This is a genomic window from Vibrio fortis (assembly GCF_024347475.1).
In the GTDB taxonomy this organism is placed as follows: Bacteria; Pseudomonadota; Gammaproteobacteria; order Enterobacterales; family Vibrionaceae; genus Vibrio; species Vibrio fortis.
Genome location: NZ_AP025487.1, coordinates 386,779 through 407,922, shown reverse-complemented (window position 1 = coordinate 407,922; position 21,144 = coordinate 386,779). Strand labels below are relative to the sequence as shown.

Annotated in this window: 22 protein-coding genes; 12 read left to right on the top strand and 10 right to left on the bottom strand. The window is 45.2% G+C overall.

The features are described 5' to 3' along the window. The first annotated feature begins 180 nt into the window (after positions 1-180). The 5 genes from leuA to OCV50_RS01850 all read left to right on the top strand — a co-directional run bounded on the left by leuA (position 181) and on the right by OCV50_RS01850 (position 5,948). On the top strand, positions 181-1,728 hold the full coding sequence (leuA, locus tag OCV50_RS01870) for a 2-isopropylmalate synthase (protein ID WP_239841652.1): 1,548 nt from the start codon (positions 181-183) through the stop codon (positions 1,726-1,728). Positions 1,729-1,814: 86 nt separating this feature from the next. Further along, positions 1,815-2,906 carry a 3-isopropylmalate dehydrogenase gene (leuB, locus tag OCV50_RS01865; protein ID WP_150870817.1) on the top strand — a complete coding sequence of 364 codons (1,092 nt, stop codon included), beginning with the start codon at positions 1,815-1,817 and terminating at the stop codon, positions 2,904-2,906. A gap of 99 nt (positions 2,907-3,005) precedes the next feature. Beyond that, positions 3,006-4,418 carry a 3-isopropylmalate dehydratase large subunit gene (leuC, locus tag OCV50_RS01860; protein WP_239841654.1) on the top strand — a complete coding sequence of 471 codons (1,413 nt, stop codon included), beginning with the start codon at positions 3,006-3,008 and terminating at the stop codon, positions 4,416-4,418. Positions 4,419-4,433: 15 nt separating this feature from the next. Beyond that, entirely contained in the window at positions 4,434-5,036 is a 603-nt protein-coding gene (leuD, locus tag OCV50_RS01855; protein WP_261903571.1) for a 3-isopropylmalate dehydratase small subunit, read from the top strand. A gap of 129 nt (positions 5,037-5,165) precedes the next feature. Then, positions 5,166-5,948, top strand: coding sequence for a DUF547 domain-containing protein (locus OCV50_RS01850; protein ID WP_261903570.1), 783 nt, complete (start codon positions 5,166-5,168; stop codon positions 5,946-5,948). Positions 5,949-6,024: 76 nt separating this feature from the next. Here the strand turns inward: OCV50_RS01850 and OCV50_RS01845 are convergent, their stop codons facing one another. Next, positions 6,025-6,570, bottom strand: coding sequence for a DUF924 family protein (locus tag OCV50_RS01845; RefSeq protein ID WP_261903569.1), 546 nt, complete (start codon positions 6,568-6,570; stop codon positions 6,025-6,027). Positions 6,571-6,621: 51 nt separating this feature from the next. After that, a complete protein-coding gene (gene djlA / locus OCV50_RS01840) occupies positions 6,622-7,476 on the bottom strand; it encodes a co-chaperone DjlA (RefSeq protein WP_261903568.1) in 855 nt (284 codons plus the stop codon). 149 nt (positions 7,477-7,625) lie between these two features. On the opposite strand from djlA, the gene lptD reads away from it, so the two are divergent. From lptD to OCV50_RS01810, 6 genes are all read left to right on the top strand, one after another. Then, complete coding sequence (gene lptD / locus OCV50_RS01835; protein ID WP_261903567.1) at positions 7,626-9,983, top strand: LPS assembly protein LptD; 2,358 nt, start codon at positions 7,626-7,628, stop codon at positions 9,981-9,983. Between the two features lie 44 nt (positions 9,984-10,027). Continuing rightward, the gene (gene surA, locus OCV50_RS01830; RefSeq protein WP_261903566.1) at positions 10,028-11,323 is read left to right on the top strand and encodes a peptidylprolyl isomerase SurA; all 1,296 of its coding nucleotides are present in this window, start codon (positions 10,028-10,030) and stop codon (positions 11,321-11,323) included. After that, a complete protein-coding gene (gene pdxA / locus OCV50_RS01825) occupies positions 11,313-12,302 on the top strand; it encodes a 4-hydroxythreonine-4-phosphate dehydrogenase PdxA (protein WP_261903565.1) in 990 nt (329 codons plus the stop codon). Before surA ends, pdxA begins: the two co-directional genes overlap by 11 nt. Continuing rightward, on the top strand, positions 12,299-13,114 hold the full coding sequence (gene rsmA / locus OCV50_RS01820; protein ID WP_032553036.1) for a 16S rRNA (adenine(1518)-N(6)/adenine(1519)-N(6))-dimethyltransferase RsmA: 816 nt from the start codon (positions 12,299-12,301) through the stop codon (positions 13,112-13,114). Before pdxA ends, rsmA begins: the two co-directional genes overlap by 4 nt. Positions 13,115-13,194: 80 nt before the next feature. After that, complete coding sequence (gene apaG, locus OCV50_RS01815) at positions 13,195-13,575, top strand: Co2+/Mg2+ efflux protein ApaG (protein ID WP_239841668.1); 381 nt, start codon at positions 13,195-13,197, stop codon at positions 13,573-13,575. Positions 13,576-13,605: 30 nt separating this feature from the next. Continuing rightward, complete coding sequence (locus OCV50_RS01810) at positions 13,606-14,409, top strand: symmetrical bis(5'-nucleosyl)-tetraphosphatase (protein WP_261903564.1); 804 nt, start codon at positions 13,606-13,608, stop codon at positions 14,407-14,409. Between the two features lie 64 nt (positions 14,410-14,473). Here the strand turns inward: OCV50_RS01810 and folA are convergent, their stop codons facing one another. The 6 genes from folA to rplU form a co-directional block, all read right to left on the bottom strand. Beyond that, a complete protein-coding gene (gene folA, locus OCV50_RS01805; protein WP_261903563.1) occupies positions 14,474-14,953 on the bottom strand; it encodes a type 3 dihydrofolate reductase in 480 nt (159 codons plus the stop codon). Between the two features lie 38 nt (positions 14,954-14,991). Then, on the bottom strand, positions 14,992-15,477 hold the full coding sequence (locus tag OCV50_RS01800) for a threonine/serine exporter family protein (protein ID WP_239841673.1): 486 nt from the start codon (positions 15,475-15,477) through the stop codon (positions 14,992-14,994). Further along, a complete protein-coding gene (locus tag OCV50_RS01795) occupies positions 15,459-16,226 on the bottom strand; it encodes a threonine/serine exporter family protein (RefSeq protein WP_239841675.1) in 768 nt (255 codons plus the stop codon). Before OCV50_RS01795 ends, OCV50_RS01800 begins: the two co-directional genes overlap by 19 nt. Positions 16,227-16,349: 123 nt before the next feature. Beyond that, positions 16,350-17,516 carry an Obg family GTPase CgtA gene (cgtA, locus tag OCV50_RS01790; RefSeq protein WP_261903562.1) on the bottom strand — a complete coding sequence of 389 codons (1,167 nt, stop codon included), beginning with the start codon at positions 17,514-17,516 and terminating at the stop codon, positions 16,350-16,352. Positions 17,517-17,767: 251 nt separating this feature from the next. Then, positions 17,768-18,025 carry a 50S ribosomal protein L27 gene (gene rpmA, locus OCV50_RS01785; RefSeq protein ID WP_032553028.1) on the bottom strand — a complete coding sequence of 86 codons (258 nt, stop codon included), beginning with the start codon at positions 18,023-18,025 and terminating at the stop codon, positions 17,768-17,770. A gap of 19 nt (positions 18,026-18,044) precedes the next feature. Then, the gene (gene rplU / locus OCV50_RS01780) at positions 18,045-18,356 is read right to left on the bottom strand and encodes a 50S ribosomal protein L21 (RefSeq protein ID WP_032553027.1); all 312 of its coding nucleotides are present in this window, start codon (positions 18,354-18,356) and stop codon (positions 18,045-18,047) included. A 253-nt stretch (positions 18,357-18,609) separates the two neighbouring features. Between rplU and ispB the strand changes: the two genes are divergently transcribed. Then, entirely contained in the window at positions 18,610-19,581 is a 972-nt protein-coding gene (ispB, locus tag OCV50_RS01775) for an octaprenyl diphosphate synthase (RefSeq protein WP_032553026.1), read from the top strand. Between the two features lie 72 nt (positions 19,582-19,653). Here the strand turns inward: ispB and OCV50_RS01770 are convergent, their stop codons facing one another. Together OCV50_RS01770 and mdh are read right to left on the bottom strand one after the other, a co-directional pair. Next, complete coding sequence (locus tag OCV50_RS01770; protein ID WP_261903561.1) at positions 19,654-19,845, bottom strand: hypothetical protein; 192 nt, start codon at positions 19,843-19,845, stop codon at positions 19,654-19,656. Between the two features lie 121 nt (positions 19,846-19,966). Beyond that, on the bottom strand, positions 19,967-20,902 hold the full coding sequence (gene mdh / locus OCV50_RS01765; RefSeq protein WP_032553024.1) for a malate dehydrogenase: 936 nt from the start codon (positions 20,900-20,902) through the stop codon (positions 19,967-19,969). Positions 20,903-21,144 lie beyond the last annotated feature (242 nt).

Here is a 21,144-nt window from a genome sequence, read left to right as displayed (position 1 = left end):
GACTGCTGAAACTTCTCCTTATCGTGAACCAATCGCGTGGGTAAGTTGTGGGTCAAGAACTGCACAAATATTAAAACCCGCGCTAAGCGGGTTTTTTTGTAACTAATCTCATTAAAAGAACATCATTCTCAATAATATTTTGGATAGCAATCGATACGATATCGATATAAGGAAGCACCCATGAACGATCAAGTGATAATTTTTGATACGACTTTACGAGATGGCGAGCAGGCTCTAGCTGCTAGTCTGACGGTAAAAGAGAAGTTACAAATTGCTTATGCACTTGAAAGACTCGGTGTGGACGTTATCGAAGCTGGCTTCCCAGTATCCTCTCCGGGTGACTTTGAGTCGGTGCAAACTATCGCAAAGAACATCAAAAACAGCCGTATTTGTGCCCTTTCTCGTGCCGTTGCTAAAGATATTGATGCAGCTGCGGAGGCTTTGAAAGTTGCTGAAGCATTTCGTATTCATACCTTTATCTCAACTTCTACGGTTCACGTACAAGACAAGCTTCGCCGTAGCTACGACGACGTGGTTGAGATGGGTGTTAAAGCGGTAAAACATGCACGTAACTACACTGATGATGTTGAATTCTCTTGTGAAGATGCTGGTCGTACACCCATTGACAACCTATGTCGTATGGTGGAAGCCGCGATTGATGCTGGCGCTAAGACCATCAACATTCCAGACACTGTAGGCTACACGGTGCCAAACGAATTCGGTGGCATTATTCAAACACTATTCAACCGTGTACCAAACATCGACAAAGCGATCATCTCTGTTCACTGTCATGATGACCTTGGTATGTCCGTCGCAAACTCTATTGCCGCGGTTCAAGCCGGAGCTCGTCAGGTCGAAGGTACTATCAACGGTATTGGTGAGCGTGCGGGTAACTGTTCTCTTGAAGAGATTGCAATGATCATCAAGACGCGCCAAGAGTTGTTGGGGGTTCATACTGGCCTTAAACATGAAGAGATTCACCGCACCAGTAAGCTAGTGAGCCAGCTATGCCACATGCCAATCCAAGACAACAAAGCGATTGTCGGTGCTAACGCCTTTAGTCACTCTTCCGGTATCCACCAAGATGGCATGCTTAAGAACAAAAACACCTACGAGATCATGACACCAGAGTCGATTGGTCTTAAGAACAAAGCATTGAACCTAACCAGTCGTAGTGGCCGTGCTGCAGTTAAGAGCCACATGGATGCAATGGGTTACCAAGAAAACGAATATAACCTAGATTCATTGTACGAAGATTTCTTGAAGCTAGCTGACCGCAAGGGTCAAGTATTCGATTACGACTTAGAAGCCTTGATGCACTTCGCTAACCTTCGTGACGAAGACGACTTCTACAAATTGAACTACCTAAGCGTTCAATCGGGTAGCGTAATGTCGACCACCAGCATCAAGCTGCAGTGTGGTGATGAAGAGAAGTGTGAAGCGGCAGTCGGTAATGGCCCTGTTGATGCGCTATACCAATGTATCTACCGTTTGACTGGCTACGAAATTGTACTAGACAAGTTCGACCTTACTGCAAAAGGTGAAGGTGAAGATGGCTTAGGTCAAGCAGACATCATTGCCAACTACAAAGGTCGCAAATATCACGGTACTGGCGTTTCAACCGATATCGTAGAAGCATCTGGCCAAGCGCTATTGCATGTAATCAACAGCATCCAACGTGCAGACACGATTGCTGAAATGAAACAGCAACGAATCGAAACCGTATAAATAAAATGACTCTCTGGTTCTCTTATAAGGGAGAGCCAGAAAACAAATTAACGCTCCTCCAAGCTCGAAGAAATTAAAGGATTAACATGACTGACAAATCATACAAAATTGCCGTACTACCTGGCGATGGCATCGGCCCAGAAGTAATGCAACAAGCACATAAAGTGTTAGACGCTATCGAAAAGAAACATGCAATTAGCTTTGCACGTGAAGAGTATGATGTTGGCGGTATCGCGATCGATAACCACGGTTGTCCACTACCAGAATCGACAGTGAAAGGATGTGAAGAGTCTGACGCGGTATTGTTTGGCTCTGTTGGTGGCCCTAAGTGGGAACACCTTCCACCAAACGACCAACCAGAGCGTGGTGCCCTACTTCCTCTACGTAAGCACTTCCAACTGTTCTGTAACCTACGTCCAGCACAGATCCATAAAGGTCTAGAGTCATTCTCACCACTTCGTGCAGACATCTCTGACCGCGGTTTCGACATCGTTGTTGTCCGTGAATTAACGGGTGGTATCTACTTTGGTCAGCCAAAGGGTCGTGAAGGCGAAGGCGCAAATGAAAAAGCGTTTGATACTGAGGTTTACCACCGCTACGAGATCGAGCGTATCGCAAAAATCGCTTTTGAATCGGCACGTCTACGTAATAAAAACGTTTACTCAATTGATAAGGCGAACGTTCTACAGAGCTCTATCCTATGGCGTGAAGTTGTAGAAGAAGTAGCAAAAGATTACCCAGATGTAACGCTAAACCACATGTACATTGATAACGCGACGATGCAGCTTATCAAAGATCCGTCTCAGTTTGATGTGATGCTTTGTTCAAACATCTTTGGTGACATCATCTCAGATGAGTGTGCAATGATCACAGGCTCAATGGGCATGCTACCTTCTGCTAGCTTGAACGAAAGCAACTTTGGTCTATACGAACCAGCAGGCGGCAGTGCACCAGACATCGCAGGCAAAAACATCGCCAACCCAGTTGCTCAAATCCTGTCTGCAGCATTAATGCTGCGCTACAGCCTAGGTGAAGAAGAGGCAGCACAAGCGATTGAGACTGCCGTATCAAAAGCGCTATCTGCAGGTGAATTAACTGCTGATCTTGCTGGCGACAAACCAGCACTAACCACTTCAGAGATGGGCGATAAGATCGCACAGTACATTCTAGAAGCTTAAGATCACGTAACACTCTATAAGAACAATATCGGCTCACTGACTGCAAAGTGGTGAGCTGAAATAAGCACTGGGATTAATGCTCCCAAGGAAGAACAAGCTATGTCTACAAACCAGCAAGCCAAAACCTTATACGAAAAAGTCTACGACGCACACGTTGCCGTTGCAGCTGAGGGTGAAAACCCAATCCTATACATCGACCGCCACCTAGTACACGAAGTAACCTCACCACAAGCCTTCGATGGCCTTCGTGAAAAGGGACGTAAAGTTCGCCAAGTCAGTAAGACTTTCGCGACAATGGATCACAACGTTTCGACTCAAACCAAAGACATCAATGCATCAGGTGAGATGGCTCGTATCCAGATGGAAACGCTATCGAAAAACTGTGAAGAATTTGGCGTTACGCTTTATGATTTGAACCACAAATACCAGGGTATTGTGCACGTAATGGGCCCAGAGCTAGGTATTACCCTACCGGGCATGACTATCGTTTGTGGTGACTCACACACAGCGACACACGGTGCATTTGGTTCGTTAGCCTTTGGTATCGGTACTTCAGAAGTCGAGCACGTTCTAGCGACTCAAACGCTAAAGCAAGCTCGCGCTAAAACCATGAAGATCGAAGTAAAAGGCAAAGTCGCTCCAGGCATTACTGCTAAAGATATCGTATTGGCGATCATCGGTGAAACAACGGCTGCTGGCGGTACAGGCTATGTTGTTGAGTTCTGCGGTGAAGCCATTACCGATCTTACGATGGAAGGTCGTATGACGGTATGTAACATGGCGATTGAGCTAGGTGCAAAAGCAGGTCTTATCGCACCAGACGAAACCACATACGAATACATCAAAGGTCGTAAATTCTCGCCACAAGGTGATGATTTTGACGCGGCTGTTGAGTACTGGAACACACTGAAAACCGATGACGATGCAGAGTTTGATGCGGTTGTTACACTAAATGCTGCGGACATCAAACCGCAAGTGACTTGGGGTACTAACCCAGGACAAGTTATCTCTGTTGATACCCCTATCCCATCGCCAGACAGCTTCTCTGATCCTGTTGAAAAAGCATCTGCAGAAAAAGCTTTGGCTTACATGGGATTGGAAGCGGGTAAGTCTCTATCTGACTACAACGTTGATAAAGTATTCGTTGGCTCTTGTACTAACTCTCGAATTGAAGACATGCGTGCAGCAGCAGCTGTCGCAAAAGGTCGTAAAGTCGCATCTCATGTACAAGCTCTGATCGTTCCTGGCTCTGAACAAGTTAAAGCACAAGCTGAAGCTGAAGGGTTGGATGTTATCTTTAAAGAAGCTGGTTTTGAATGGCGTCTACCTGGTTGTTCTATGTGTCTTGCAATGAACAATGACCGCTTAGGTCCTCAAGAACGTTGTGCCTCAACGTCTAACCGTAACTTCGAAGGTCGCCAAGGCCGTGATGGTCGTACGCACCTAGTTAGCCCGGCAATGGCCGCAGCGGCTGCGATTGCTGGCCACTTCGTTGATATTCGTGAACTTTAATTTAGAGGATTTAACATGTCAGGTTTCAAACAACACACTGGTTTAGTCGTTCCTCTAGATGCTGCGAACGTTGATACCGATGCCATCATTCCAAAGCAGTTCCTACAAAAAGTATCGCGCTTAGGCTTTGGTAAACACCTTTTCCATGATTGGCGTTTCCTAGATGACGCGGGCCAGCAACCAAACCCAGAGTTTGTAATGAACGCACCACGCTACCAAGGCGCTTCTATTTTATTGGCTCGTGAAAACTTCGGTTGTGGCTCTTCACGTGAACACGCACCTTGGGCACTAGCGGATTACGGTATTAAAGCGATGATTGCACCGAGCTTCGCCGACATTTTCTATGGTAACTCCATCAACAACCAGATGGTGCCAGTACGTCTAACTGAGCAAGAGGTCGATGAGATCTTCCAGTACGTTGAAGCAAATGAGGGTGCTGAAGTTGAGGTAGACTTAGAAGCAAATGTGGTTCGTGCTAACGGCAAAGAGTACGGCTTCGAAATCGACGAATTCCGTCGTCACTGTCTACTAAACGGCCTAGATAACATTGGTTTAACTCTGCAACACGAAGATAAAATCTCTGCTTATGAGTCCAAGATTCCAAGCTTCTTGAAATAGAAGATTGCGATTGAAACAAACTCAAAGGTTGGCTGATGCCAACCTTTTTTATTTCTATATTTTGTTGCCCTATATTGAAAGAAAATCAGCACGACCGAGGTCTTATAGATGTCATTGGGGAGAACATTTATGAAAAACCTACTTCTAATTATCAGCCTATTCTTTTCTACACTCGCTTTCTCAGCACCAAAGTCAGAACTCTGGCCGTATTGGAATCAAAGCAACGAGTCTAACAACAGCACGATTTCTCACGCTACTTGGCAACAATTTCTTGATAACTATCTTGTTGTAGAAGGGGAAAATCATCTCATTCGCTACCAAGCCGTTACCTCCAATGGCCACTCCCAGCTGAAACAATATATTGGTCAACTCGCGAAAGTCGACCCACGACAATTCTCTCAAGCCGAGCAATATGCTTATTGGGTTAACCTATACAATGCGATCACGGTAGAGCTGATTCTAGACGCCTATCCAGTAAAATCGATCACAAAACTGGGTGGTCTATTTAGCTTTGGGCCATGGGGAGATGAAGTCGTTACCATCAACGGAAAAGATCTGACACTGAATGATATCGAGCACCGCATCTTGCGCCCTATCTGGCAAGATCCAAGAACACATTACGCAGTCAACTGCGCAAGCTTAGGTTGCCCAAACCTTCAAACTCAAGCTTTTACTGCTGAAAACACCGAAGCACTACTGGAACAAGCTGCGCGCGAGTTTGTAAATAGCGACAAAGGGGTGTTGGCGCAAAAGAATAAATTACAACTCTCTTCTATTTATGACTGGTTTATCGCTGACTTTGGAACTCAGACACAGCTCGTTGAGCATCTCAATCAGTATCGTACTCATCCGCTATCAAACGTGAACAACATCGATTACGAGTATGATTGGGCACTCAACCAAGCCAAGTAAGTAGACACTATTTGTGTACGAGCTTAAGAGTAAGCATTTTACAACTTACTCTTGAGCTTAGAGCTAACAAGCAAGGCTAGAAGCTAGAGCCCGGCAGTTGCAGAAACGCGAGCTCTTCTTCCGTTGAAACGCGCCCAAGTATTTGATTACGATGTGGGTAGCGACCAAACTTCTCGATGATCACCTTATGTTTAAACTCAAAATCAAGGTTATGTTCCAAACCCGTTTGGCTAAACAGCTCAACTGCTTGTTCATGAATCACCAACGACTCACTGTGCATATATGGCATGTATAAGAAGCTTTTTTGTTGATCGTTTAGTTGGTGATCGTAACCACCTGCTACCGCTTCTTGTGCAAGCACTAATGCCATCGGATCCGCAGCGAATGCTTGTGATGTATCGCGACCAATGTTTCTTGAAAACTGGTCTAATACTATGATCTCTGCCAAACGCCCTAATGCACTATCACGCCATGTATAGAGCTCGCCTTGTACCGCAGCTGAATGGACCTGAGCAAAGCGCTCTTTTATTAACTGATCAATATCGTCACCGCCATTAAACCAATCTTGAGGCGTTAATTCGTCAAACCAGAATGCTAAAACGTCTTGATAAGCAACTGTCATATTCAATCCTTTAAATAAAAAGAGCCGCTAACCTTAGCGACTCTATCAATATTACTTGAAGCCTTTGACCTTCTTAATCAGATCGTAAGCATTTTGAATTTCCTGAGATTTTTCTTTGGCGACATTCATCATTTCAGGCGGTAAGCCCTTTGCCATTAATTTATCTGGGTGGTGTTCATTCATAAGTTTACGGTAGGCTTTCTTCACCGCTTTACCGTCCGCCGACTCGCTCACACCAAGCACTTTAAAGGCATCGGCCAGCTGATCTTGTTGAGTAGCCTGCTGCCAACCCGAAGACTGACCTTGATGATGACCACCGCCAAAGCTGCCACCTTGCTGTTGAAAACGAAAAGCCGCTTCTTGCATTTGTAGACGACGCTCTAACTGCTCCGATGAAAAACCAAGGCCTTGCGCAATCTTATGTAGAACTTGACGTTCGCTTGGATGCAAACTTCCATCAGCAAACGCCGCTGATACTTGTAACTCAAGGAAGAACTGGAGTAAATCAAAGCGACCACCAGAGGAAATCTTAACTCTCTCGAGTGTCTCTTTAAGTGGGAAGTCACTCTCTTTACCCTCTCGGAAGGCATTCTGAGCCGCAATACGCTGCTCACCATGAAGGTTCATACGTTCCATCATCGTCGATGCGAGTTGAATCTCTTCACGTGTGACTTGACCTTTCGCCTTAGCAACGTGTCCCATAACAGCGAATGCCGCTTTAAAGAACTCTTGCTGCTTCTCAGCCTGACTCGGCCCACTGCCAAACCCTGATGTATTAAAGCCCGACTGATTTAAACGACGTGCTTTATCGAATTGATGACCAAGAAATAGGCCAAAAATTAGGCCTAAGGGTCCGCCAAACAAGAAACCAAAAAAAGCGCCCAAAATTTTGCCAAATATTTGCATTATGTGTTCTCTATCTATGAATTTTATTCGAGTACTGCTGTCTTATGGTGCTGAATGCTAAGATTTCCTTTATCATAAGGACATAGCTTTATTAATTGGATTGATACTAGATCAACCCTCCTTCTAGTGACACAGGATAGTTCAACTTCATGCAATGTTTCTCCCGCACCTTGTTAGCCGCATCGATCAGCTCTGCGTTATTTGTGCCGACAACTCAAGCTGAAACAACAATTGATGATAGTGTGCAGGAAATGCCCTCTACAGATCAATGTTTGATCGCATCATCTGAAGATTCAGACCTTAATGCACCCGCATACGTCGAGGCCGATCGCCTAGAAGCCGTCAATGGTGAAAAAGCAAGTTACTCAGGGTCTGTAAAAGTAACTCAAGGTATCAAGACCATTGAAGCCGAGACAGTGACATTACACCAGCAAGAGAACATTGTTGTCGCAGAAGGAAATGTGACTTTTAATGACGGGCAATTCAAAGCCACGTCAGATAAAGTGACCAACAACCTCACCACCAATGAGTTTGAAATTGAGAATACTCAGTATCAGATGCTATGCGAATCTGGTCGCGGTGATGCAAGATACATTGCTCGTACAGGTAAAGCGATTTATGAGTTGGAAGATGGCACGATAACATCCTGCCCTCCGGGTGACAAATCGTGGCGCCTAAAAGCTTCGAGTATCGAACTTGATCAAGACGAAGAGAGTGCGACATTCGTTAACACTCGCTTCGAAGTGTTAGATGTACCTATCTTTTATCTGCCTTACCTGACAGTTCCAGTGGGTGACAGTCGTAAAACCGGTTTCCTCTACCCAACATTTTCTTACGGCTCAAGCGACGGTTTCGAAACCGAGGTTCCATTTTACTGGAACATGGCTCCTAACTACGACCTCCAGAGTACTGTAAAGTATATGTCAGAGCGCGGTACTCAATTAAACAATGAATTTCGTCATCTAAGTCAGTTTGGTCAAAGTAGCATTAATTTTGAGTATTTAGATAACGATAGCAAGTTTAAAGAGAAAGGCAGTCGTTGGGGCGGTCAGTTTGAATTCGACGGCATTTACCAAGAAGCTTGGAAGTTCAATATCGATTACTCCAAGGTGAGTGATGTTGACTACTTTACCGATGTCGACTCCAGTATAGGTAGCCGTGAAGACGGCCAACTTTTACAGTCAGGCTCAGTAGCATATCGCGCTCTCAACTGGGATGTATCATTGGCTGTACGTGATTTCCAAGTATTAACTGAGGGTGAAAACCAACCCTATCAGCTTATGCCTCAAGTTAAATTCAACTATTATGCGCCTATCTTGTGGAATATGGTTGAGATGGATGTCATCAGTCACGTGTCGCGCTTTGAAACCCAAGCAAATGCTAAGCCAGCCGCTACTCGTGCTCATCTGGAACCCGGTATAAAAATACCACTAAGCACAACGTGGGGGTCTTGGACGACAGAAGCTCGTCTTTTAGGCACGTACTATAGCCAAGATTTAAACGGTGTGGATACGTCAAGCGGTGAATTTGCTGGATTAGAGGACACTGTGAGTCGAGTTATCCCTGAATTTCGAAGCCATGCAGGCATCGTTCTTGAGCGTGATACGACTTATCTGACTGGATATACTCAAACCCTTGAGCCTCAAGTTCAGTACTTGTACGTGCCAGAGCAAGATCAAAAAGGAATCGGGTTGTATGACACAACACTACTACAAACCGACTACTATGGCTTATTCCGCAGTCGCAAATACAGTGGAGTTGACCGTATCGCTGCGGCAAATCAGCTAAGCTATGGTGCCTCGTCGCGTTTCTTTGATGATGAGTACAAAGAGCGCCTCAACATCTCTTTTGGTCAGATTTTCTTTATCGATAAAGACACCAAAAACCCTGATGCAACAGCTGGTGAAGAAGCTCGTTCTAATTACTCATCATGGGCGGTCGAAATCGACTTCAACTATGATGATTACCTCTTCTACCATGGTGGTGTTCAATACGATATTGACGCTGGTGATATGCAGTTAGCCAACAGTACTGTCGAATATCGTATTGATGAAAACGGCTTTGTACAGGCTAACTACCGCTATGTAACCAAAGAATATATCGAAGATAACGTGGGCGATACGATTACCAATATTGATGACATCACTCGCGAAGGTATATCACAAGCTGGCTTAGTTACTGGTTATCAATTTTCTCCCAAATGGTACGCCAGTGCTCAGTATTACCATGATATGAATGAGAACATCGCCATCGAGTGGTTAGCTAATCTTCGTTACAAAGATGACTGTTGGTATGTAGGAGTCACCTACAGCAACGAGCTGAGAAGCTGGACGACCGACCAAGGGTATGCAAATCCGAATGCAGACCCAGTTTATGAGAACAACTTTAGTATCAACTTCGGTATTGTTGGTTTTGGTACAGCAGCAGGCACAGGTTCAAATACCTCTGGCTTTGATAGCTCTGGTAACTCACTAGAGTATGGTCGACCATTCTTCTTAAACAATTAATTTAGATTTTATTGGTTCAAGCCAGTAAATAGAAAGGACAACACATGACACTGTGGAAACACACACTAATCGCACTTGCTACTGCTTGTACTGTTTCAGTTAGCCATGCAGCGCCAGTAGAACTGGACAAAGTAAAAGTCATTGTAAATGAGGGCGTTATCCTACAAAGCGATATCGATACCTCGATGAAAACACTGCGAGCTAATGCTAAGAAAAGCGGACAAACTCTGCCTTCTCAAGAGGTGCTAAAGGATCAGGTATTAGAGAAGCTGATCATCGACACCATTCAAACTCAAGAAGCAGAACGTATTGGTGTACGTATCGATGATAGCCGCCTTGATCAAGCCATCGCTGGCATCGCTAAAGACAACAACCAGACCGTTGAGCAACTTACCGCTTCAGTCGCTGAAGAAGGCCTAAGCTACAACGCGTTCCGCGAACAGGTAAGAAAAGAGATTGCCGCGAGCGAAGCACGAAACGCTCTGGTACGTCGTCGAATCAATATCCTACCAGCGGAAGTCGACAACTTAGCAGACATCCTAGCGCAAGAAACCAATGCAACGGTTCAATACAAAATTGGTCACATCCAGCTTCGCTTTAACGATGACCAGACCAAAGAAGAGCTAGAAGCACAAGCCAATGAGCTTGTTGAAGAACTGAACTCAGGTAAAGATTTCAGCACCATGGCCTACACTTACTCAAAAGGTCCTAAAGCACTGCAAGGCGGTGATTGGGGTTGGATGCGCAAAGAAGAGATGCCTACAATCTTTGCAGACCAAATCAAACTTCAGAATAAAGGCAGCATCATAGGTCCATTCCGAAGTGGTGTCGGTTTCCATATTCTAAAAATTGAAGATGTGAAAGGCCTAGAAACCGTCGCGGTCACTGAAGTAAATGCGCGACACATCCTAGTGAAGCCAACGGTTATCTTGAGCGACGAAGGTGCGCAAGAACTATTGCTAGATATCACCCGCCGCGTTAAGGCTGGTGAAGCGACCTTTGGTGAACTAGCACAACAATACAGCCAAGATCCTGGCTCAGCAGTTCAAAACGGTGAACTGGGTTACCAAACTCCAGATCTCTACGTGCCTGAGTTCAAACACCAAGTTGAGACTCTTCCAGAAGGCGATATTAGTGCTCCATTTAAAACCGTTCACGGTTGGCATATCGTTGAGGTTCTTGACCGCCGTGAAGTCGACCGTACCGACTCAGCACTTAAAAATAAAGCATACCAAATTCTATTCAATCGTAAGTTCAACGAAGAAGCTGGTGCTTGGCTACAAGAGATTCGCGCGAGCGCTTTTGTAGAGATGATTGAGGAAGAGCAAGATGACAACTAGAAGAATTGCGGTAACGGCGGGGGAACCTGCCGGTATCGGACCAGATTTAGTGCTGGCTCTCTCCCAAGAGAGTTGGCCACATCAGTTGGTGGTGTGTGCTAATAAACAGATGCTGGCAGAGCGTGCGAAGCTGCTCAATTTAGATGTTGTGTTACTCGACTACAATAGCGATGAAGCACCTCAACCTCAGCAAGCTGGCACCTTGGTTGTCAATCACATTCCTATGGCAGAACCTACGATTGCTGGTACGCTTAACGAAGCTAACGGTCATTATGTATTAAATACATTAGAAACTGCCGCAATGGGCTGTATGAATAATGAATTTGATGCTATTGTCACCGGCCCTGTTCACAAGGGAGTAATTAACCGTGCTGGCGTCGCATTTAGTGGCCACACTGAGTTTTTTGCTGAAAAGTCCAACACCCCACTTGTAGTAATGATGTTGGCAACTGAAGGTTTACGAGTTGCGCTTGTCACAACCCATATCCCTTTGGCTTATGTTTCCCAAGCCGTCACAGAAGACAGGCTTGCGCAAATCATCACGATTTTACATAAAGATCTTGTTGAGAAATTTGCGATTGAGAAACCTAACATTTATGTGTGTGGCCTAAACCCACATGCTGGTGAAGATGGCTGTTTAGGGCGTGAAGAGATTGAAACCATCACCCCAACACTCGAAAAAATTCGCCAGGAAGATGGCATAAACCTGATTGGTCCCTTACCAGCAGACACCATTTTCAATGAAAAATATTTGCAAGATGCAGATGCTGTTTTAGGTATGTATCACGACCAAGTTCTGCCTGTACTAAAATACAAAGGCTTTGGTCGCTCAGTGAATATCACGCTTGGCTTGCCATTTATTCGTACATCTGTCGATCATGGTACCGCCTTAGATTTGGCAGGGAAAGGCCAAGCTGATACAGGGAGCTTTAGAACAGCGCTCACGCACGCCATTGAATTAGTAGAGAAAAAACAATGAGAAATGATGTCCACTTAGGGCACAAAGCGCGTAAACGTTTTGGTCAAAACTTCCTAAACGATCCGTACATTATTGACGGAATCGTATCGAGCATCAATCCACTACCAGGTCAAAACCTAGTAGAGATTGGTCCGGGTCTCGGTGCGATCACAGAGCCAGTTGGCAAACTTGTCGACAAGTTCACCGTGATTGAGCTCGATAGAGATCTAGCAGAACGCCTACGCACTCATCCAGACCTAGCGGATAAACTGACTATCCACGAAGGCGATGCGATGAAATTCGACTTCGATCAGCTAGTTAAGCCAAACAATAAACTGCGTATCTTCGGTAACCTGCCGTACAATATTTCTACGCCGTTAATGTTTCACCTTTTTGAATTCCATAAAGACATTAAAGACATGCACTTTATGCTTCAGAAAGAGGTGGTGAACCGTCTAGCCGCTGGACCAGGCAGCAAAGCTTACGGCCGTTTAACAGTTATGGCTCAGTACTACTGCAAGGTTACGCCAGTACTTGAAGTGCCGCCAACAGCGTTCGTTCCGCCACCGAAAGTAGATTCGGCAGTGGTTCGTCTTCAACCATACGAAGAGCTTCCATACCCAGCGAAAGACCTGAAATGGCTAGACCGCGTATGTCGTGAAGGCTTTAACCAGCGTCGTAAAACAGTACGTAACTGCTACAAGTCGCTGATCAGCAAAGAAGTTCTTGAAGAGCTGGATATCAACCCGAGCATGCGACCAGAGAACCTCACTCTGGTACAGTTCGTGGATATGGCGAACTGGTTATACGACAACCACAACGCGACAAAATAAACAAAAAGGCTCCTAGCTACGGTTAGGGGCCTCTTTTTTATGTAATACTCTAGGTTGAACAATAACAAAAAGGTGCGAATATGGATGTATCAACGCCTTGTATTAAGTGCCAAGTCCACTCTAAATACATAGAAGACCAATCAGAGCCGACTAAAAACCGCTATGTCTTCGCCTATATCATCACCATCAAGAACCTCAGCCAAGAGACAGTTCAGTTACTCTCTCGACGTTGGTTGATCACTGACTCTAACGGCAAGCAGCTCTCTATTGAGGGAGACGGTGTGGTTGGTCAGCAGCCCGTTATTGAGTCCAGCGACGAATACACGTATACCAGTGGTACAGTCATCGAAACCCCTGTTGGAGTAATGCAAGGACATTACGTCATGACGGACAGTAAAGGGGCTGAATTTATTACTGAGATTGAACCGTTTCGCTTAGCTATCCCCAATATTCTTAACTAACCCTCCCCCTTCGATTGAACAGGAAACAACGTGCCGAATTATATTGTCGGAGACATTCAAGGCTGCTTTGATGAGTTAGATCAGCTTCTTAAACAGATCCAATTCAACCCGAGCACAGACACCTTATGGGTGGCAGGAGACTTGGTCGCTCGTGGCCCCAAGTCATTAGAAACACTGAGATATATCCGCGATCTTGGCAGCTCTGCGAAGGTAGTGTTAGGTAATCATGACTTACACCTGCTCGCCGTATCTCAAGGTTTATTCCTTGCTAAAGCAAAAGACAAGACTCAACCGATTCTTGATGCATCAGACAAAGAAGAGCTACTAAGTTGGCTGCGACAACAGCCACTAATGCAAGAGCACGACGAATTTGTGATGGCGCATGCTGGCATTTCTCCTCAATGGAGTCTCAAGCGAGCTCGTAAAGAGAGCGATAAGATAAGCAAACTACTCCAGTCTGACAAATGGCCGTGGCTGATTGAAAATATGTACAGCAACACCCCAGATCTCTGGAGCAAAGATTTAGAAAAAATCGAGCGCTACCGCTATGCGATCAACAGCTTTACCCGCATGCGTTTTTGCTTCCCAGATGGGCGTTTGGATATGGGATGCAAACTCCCACCAAAAGAGGTATCTGATAACCAGTTTATTCCTTGGTTTAGTCTACCTCAACGTAAGAAGCTCGAGAAAACCGTATTGTTCGGTCATTGGGCAGCACTGGAAGGTTATCAAGGCAAAAATGTCATTGGTCTAGATACTGGATGTGTATGGGGAGGAGAGCTCACGATTTTGCGCTGGGAAGATAAGAAGTTCTTCACTCAGAAAGCGCTATAAAAAACGAGATACAAGAAGCTTGCGCTACTAGTGAGATAGCGCAAGCATTTACAAACTTTAGACCTTAGCGCTCGAGAATCACAAACTCCATATTGTGTTTGTTTTTCTCATCCGCTGTAAACTGCTCAGAATAACTTTGAGTCCAACCTTCTCCCCAATCAGGGAACTGAGTATCCCCTTCAACAGCAAGATCAATATAGGTTAGGTACAGCTTATGCGCTTTCGGTAAACAATGAGCGTAAATAGAACCGCCGCCAATAATCATCACCTCTTCCACATCGCCGACCAACTCTAACGCTTGTTCAACCGAAGTCGCCATAGTGACGCCATCAATTTTCAAGCTTTCATCTCGACTCACCACGACATTCAAGCGTCCTGGTAGCGGGCGGCCAATTGAGTCATAAGTTTTGCGTCCCATAACAATAGGTTTGCCCATTGTCGAACGTTTAAACCACGCAAAATCAGCGGGAAGGTGCCAAGGCATTTGATTGTCTTTACCAATGACACGATTGTCTGCCATTGCCGCTATCATACTGATGATCATATCTACTGAGGTCCTACTCTGAATTGGATTAATATCGGCTAAACGATAGGTCTACGGCGGTAGAATAACAGCCCCGGCACTGCTAAGCCAATCGCTAACCCCGCGATAATGAACATCGCTTTGAGGAAGTTCTCCATCAACATGGCTACTAGCTCAGGCGTGTAGCCTATATTGTTTATCTCTACCATGGCGATCATCGCCTTGAAGGCAAAGACACCCGGCACCATTGGGATAAGTGCAGCTACCGTAAACACCTTAGGGTGAGCCAACAGTTTATGTGACCAATGCACACCTATCATGCCGACAAGCGTTGCAGCAAAAAACGTTGCCCACTCAATAGGAACACCAAAATGCATCATTAAATAGCGGCTTCCGTGACCAATTGCTCCCCCCAGAGCACAATAAACGAGCGCTCGTTGTGGAACATTAAATACGAGAGCAAACCCCACAGCGGGAATGGCAGCAAAAAACATATCATTTGCTAGCCCTAATAATAACTCTAACATTATCCAGCCCACCCCCATACACCAGACAAGCTCATTGCAGCCACAATACCAAGGCTAGTCGCGAGCGTCAGTAAACTCGCCATAGTAAAGCGAGCAAGCCCCATATTAATGTGACCTTTCAGCATGTCTGCGACGGAGTTGATCAACGGAAAACCGGGCACCAGCATCAACACCGAAGAAGCCATTACAATAGTGGGTTGGCCGCCAATATCGAACAGAACGGCTTGAGCGGAGATTGCCGTGGTGACAAAGGCCGTGACAGCAAAGTTAAGAAGAGGGTTAAAGTGTCGATGACCGATCTCTTGACGAACAATCATGCCGCAAGCCGAGGCGATAAAGGTCATCATAAACACATGCCAATCGCCCCCAGCTAAACGACTGAAAGAAGCACAAGATAGGCCTATCATCACTACAACTAACCAACGGTTGTAGCGCTCAGGACTAATATCGTTAATCTTCTTCTGTGCAAGATCAGAATCAAGTATCCCTTTTTCCATCATGATGCAGATTCGTTGGATATCGGTAATCACCTGCATGTTGATGCCACGATCAGCACAGCTTCGAGTCGTAGTAATACAGTGATCACCCATGACAGTAGTAACCACTAGCGCATTGGCAGACAGAGCTACCTCCACCTCATTGACACCACATGCAATGCCTATGCGGCGCATGATGTCGCCAACCAGCGTACTCTCAGCGCCGTGCGCCAGTAACATTTGTCCAGATTGAGCGACCAGTCGAGATATCGCTCGTTGTTTTGATGCCATGATTTCCTTCCCATTGGCGTTAATACTTAAGAGGTAAATTTTGCCTGATTCATCATCACCGATTCATGATTTAGATACAAAAAAACCGCAATATTAATTGCGGTTTTCATCTAATTGGCTCAATTAGTCACGAACGTAGATAACGTGACCGTCATCTTCTTCGTCGTCCCAATCATCCCAATCGTCGTCAGTCACTACATCTTTACCGCTCATCGCGTCTTTGTGGTAATCATCCCACATGAAGTCGACTTTCTCTTCTTCAGTCACCTCTTCCTCTTCGCGAGGTAGATTTTCCATGAAGTCAGCCAGCTTGTAACAAAGGTCTTTGGTACCGAGTTTGTTCACAGCAGAGATTTGGAAGTACTCGCCTTCCCAATCTAGAGCATCAATAATCTCTTGGATCTTCTCTTGTGCTTCTTCCTCTGGCATTAGATCAACTTTGTTGAATACCAACCAGCGAGGCTTCTGAGCCACTTTTTCACTGTACTGTTCAAGCTCGTCGATGATCGTCAGTGCATTCTGAATTGGATCCGATTGATCAATTGGCATGATATCGATCATGTGCAGTAGCACACGACAACGCTCAAGGTGCTTCAAGAAACGAATACCAAGACCAGCGCCATCCGCTGCACCCTCAATTAGACCAGGGATATCGGCAACCACGAAGCTCTTCTCAGGAACCACACTTACTACACCCAGGCTTGGGATAAGTGTCGTAAACGGATAGTCTGCTACTTTTGGCTTCGCTGCAGAAACAGAACGAATGAAGGTAGACTTACCAGCGTTTGGAAGACCTAGCATACCTACATCAGCAAGCAGTAGTAGCTCTAGACGAAGTTCACGAACCTCACCCTTAGTACCCATGGTCTTTTGACGAGGAGCACGGTTAACAGACGATTTAAAACGCGTGTTACCAAGACCGTGCCAACCACCTTTCGCTACCATAACCTTTTTGCCGTGCTCAGCAACTTCAGCCACGATTTCATTGGTGTGGATATCGACAGCACGAGTACCTACTGGTACTTTCAATGTGATGTCTTTACCACGCTTACCGGTACAGTTACCACCGCGGCCATTCTCACCACGCTCTGCATTGTAAAAACGTTGGAAACGGTAATCGATCAGTGTGTTCAGGTTTTCATCCGCTTGGATATAAACATCACCACCATCACCGCCATCACCGCCGTCAGGGCCGCCTTTCGCTACGAATTTCTCGCGCCAAAAACTTACTGTACCATTACCACCATCACCGGCTTCTACTTTTACTACCGCTTCATCAACGAATTTCATTTTTAACTCCGCACTTTGCGTTGCGTACCACTCATTAAAGAATGATATAAATTCTAGCAGATCCGTATTTAGATCGATCACCTAAGATCTAGGGTCTATCTGCAACTAAGGAACAAATAAGGAGGGGTTCTTTGCTGTACACGTAGCAAGAGCGCCTGCTTTTTTATTCTCGCTTTAATTTTTAATCTCACTATAAATAAAAAACCCCGCCTAATCGGCAGGGCTTTTAAATTCATCTTGAGACTGAGAAATTACTCAGAATCGATGCTAACGAATTTACGGTTTTTAGGACCTTTCACTTCGAATTTCACTTTACCTTCAGTAAGAGCGAAAAGAGTGTGGTCTTTACCGATACCTACGTTAGTACCAGCGTGGAACTTAGTACCACGTTGACGAACGATGATGTTACCTGCAAGAACAGATTCACCACCGAAACGCTTTACACCAAGACGTTTGCTTTCTGAATCGCGGCCGTTACGAGTAGAACCGCCAGCTTTTTTGTGTGCCATTGTTAAACTCTCCTATAACTTAAGCGTTAATGCCAGTGATTTTCACTTCAGTGAACCACTGACGGTGGCCAGCTTGCTTACGAGAGTGCTTACGACGACGGAACTTAACGATTTTAACTTTATCGCCACGACCGTGTTGTACTACTTCCGCAGTAACCTTACCACCTTCAACAAGAGGTGCACCAACAGTGATTTCCTCACCGTTAGCAACAAGAAGAACTTTATCAAATTCAACAGTTGCACCAGTTTCAACGTCTAATTTCTCTAAACGAAGAGTTTGACCTTCGCTTACACGGTGTTGTTTACCACCAGATTGGAAAACAGCGTACATATTTTACTCCGCTTTTTCCGCACAGCCTCATTTGGGTGTGCGCTAAACTAATCATCAATAGGGCGCAGATTCTACAGAGAAGATACGCCTTTGACAAGCCATATTTTTAAAAAATTGGCGAAAACCTGTTCGCCAAAGAAAAGTGCGGCAATCATGCCCTTAAGCGATGTATTAATCAACGTTTTTTAGTGTATTATTCAACAATTAATACAACGTATAAGCCTTACAGGGTCTAACTTTAGCCGGATGAACAATGGATTTTAAAGCTATCCAAGCGCTTACTGCCAATGATATGGCAAAAGTGAATGAAACAATTCAAGCCCAACTTAATTCTGACGTAAGTTTAATCAACCAACTTGGTTTTTATATCGTGAGCGGTGGCGGCAAGCGCCTTCGCCCTTTGCTTGCTCTTTTATCAGCTCGTGCTCTTGGCTATCAAGGTGAAGCTCACATCACCTCAGCAGCCTTTATCGAATTCATCCATACAGCGACTTTGTTGCATGACGATGTGGTTGATGAGTCAGACATGCGTCGCGGTAAAGCAACAGCGAATGCAGCCTTTGGTAACGCTGCTAGCGTTTTGGTTGGTGACTTTATCTATACTCGCTCATTCCAAATGATGACAAAGCTAGGATCACTAAGGATCCTTGAGTTGATGAGTGAAGCGGTAAATGTGATCGCAGAGGGTGAAGTTCAGCAGCTAATGAACTGCAACGATCCAAATACCACTGAAGAAAGCTACATGCAGGTGATCTACTCGAAAACTGCACGCCTGTTTGAAGCTGCGACACAAATTGGCGCTATCCTGACTGAATCGTCACCTGAAGTCGAAACGGCAATGCAGAACTACGGTAAATACCTTGGTACTGCTTTCCAGTTGATTGACGATGTGATGGACTACACCGCTGACGGCAAAGAGATGGGTAAGAACGTAGGTGATGACCTTGCAGAAGGTAAACCGACTCTGCCACTACTTTACGCCATGCATAATGGTACTCCAGAACAAGCAAGCATGATCCGTGAAGCAATTGAACATTCTAACGGTATGGAGAAGCTTGACGATATCCTTGCCGCGATGAAAGCAACAGGCTCTCTAGAGTACACCACACAGAAAGCGTACGAAGAAGCTGACAAAGCGATTGCAGAGCTGTCTGTACTTCCAGACTCAGAATACAAACAAGCGTTAACAACACTGGCTCACTTAGCGGTAAAACGCAGTAAGTAGCCGCTAATTGCAATGACGCTTAGTTAGATAAATAAAAAGAGCCCTAGCGGCTCTTTTTTAGTATTTGGAGGGTTAGTAACGACTAGACTCCAATGAAAGTGGAAGTTGCGCGTCAATCGCTTCTAACTCTTCTAGAGGCACTGCATATTGCTCGTGAGTTTGATAAGACGCAACTAAAGCAGTTTGCTCTTGCTCATCAATCACTAATACCTTGCCCAAGTTCCCCAGGTACTCAACATGCATCCCTTTCTGTACTCGACTCATACCCTACCCTCGGTTTTTTATCCAACGGGGAATACGGACTTCTAGCAAACAAAGATCAAAAGCCGAGATCAAAAAAGCCGCTCAACGTGAGCGGCTTTTGAAACAAACAATCTAAATACACTTATTTAGCGAATTCAACACCGATTTCGATATCGCCGTTTAGAGTTTCTAGCATGCTGTCTAGTGCGTTACGCTCGAAGTCGCTCAGTTCACCGTAGCTTAGGATTGCTTCTGCGCCTTCTTTACCTAGTTTCACAGGTTGTGCGAAGAATGGTGCGTGCTCGCCTTCACCTTCAACGTATGCACACTCAATCACGCCTTCTTCACCTTGAAGCGCTTTAACAAGAGCTAGACCAAAGCGACACGCTGCTTGGCCCATAGATAGTGTTGCACTACCACCGCCCGCTTTCGCTTCTACTACTTCAGTACCCGCGTTTTGGATACGTGTAGTCAGTGCTGCGATCTCTTCATCAGTAAACTCTACGCCTTCTACTTGTGAAAGTAGTGGAAGAATCGTCACACCAGAGTGACCACCGATAACAGGTACACGGATGTCACCTGGATCTTTGTCTTTCAATTCAGCAACAAATGTTTCTGAACGAATAACGTCTAGTGTAGTCACACCGAATAGACGACGCTTGTCGTAAACGCCTGCTTTCTTTAGAACTTCAGCAGCGATTGGCACAGTTGTGTTTACAGGGTTAGTGATGATACCAACGCAAGCTTTTGGACATACAACCGCAATTTTTTCAGCTAGAGACTTAACAATACCCGCGTTTACATTGAAAAGATCCGCACGATCCATACCAGGCTTACGTGCAACACCAGCAGAGATAAGAACTACATCAGCACCTTCTAGCGCTGGAGTTGGATCTTCACCCGCGTATCCTTTGATCGAAACTGGCGTTGGGATATGGCTAAGATCCGCAGCAACACCCGGTGTTACTGGAGCGATATCGTAAAGAGCAAGATCAGAACCTGCAGGCAGGCGGTTCTTAAGTAATAGGGCTAGGGCTTGACCGATGCCACCAGCGGCACCAATAACAGCTACTTTCATTGTTATTCTCCTTGAGAGATTTTCTCTTATAAGTTCTTAGTAGGGTGATTTGTGAGCTAATTTAAGTTCAAAAACTATAATAATCACAAAGTGATTACAATCAATTAACGCCAGCTTTGCGACCTCGCGCAAGTCAATAAAACCGTGCTACACAGCGAGTTTGTATTATGTGAATAATTCCCTGAAATAACAAAGCAAATCGTCATTAATGGCATATTATTCCATTTAATATTTACAGTGAT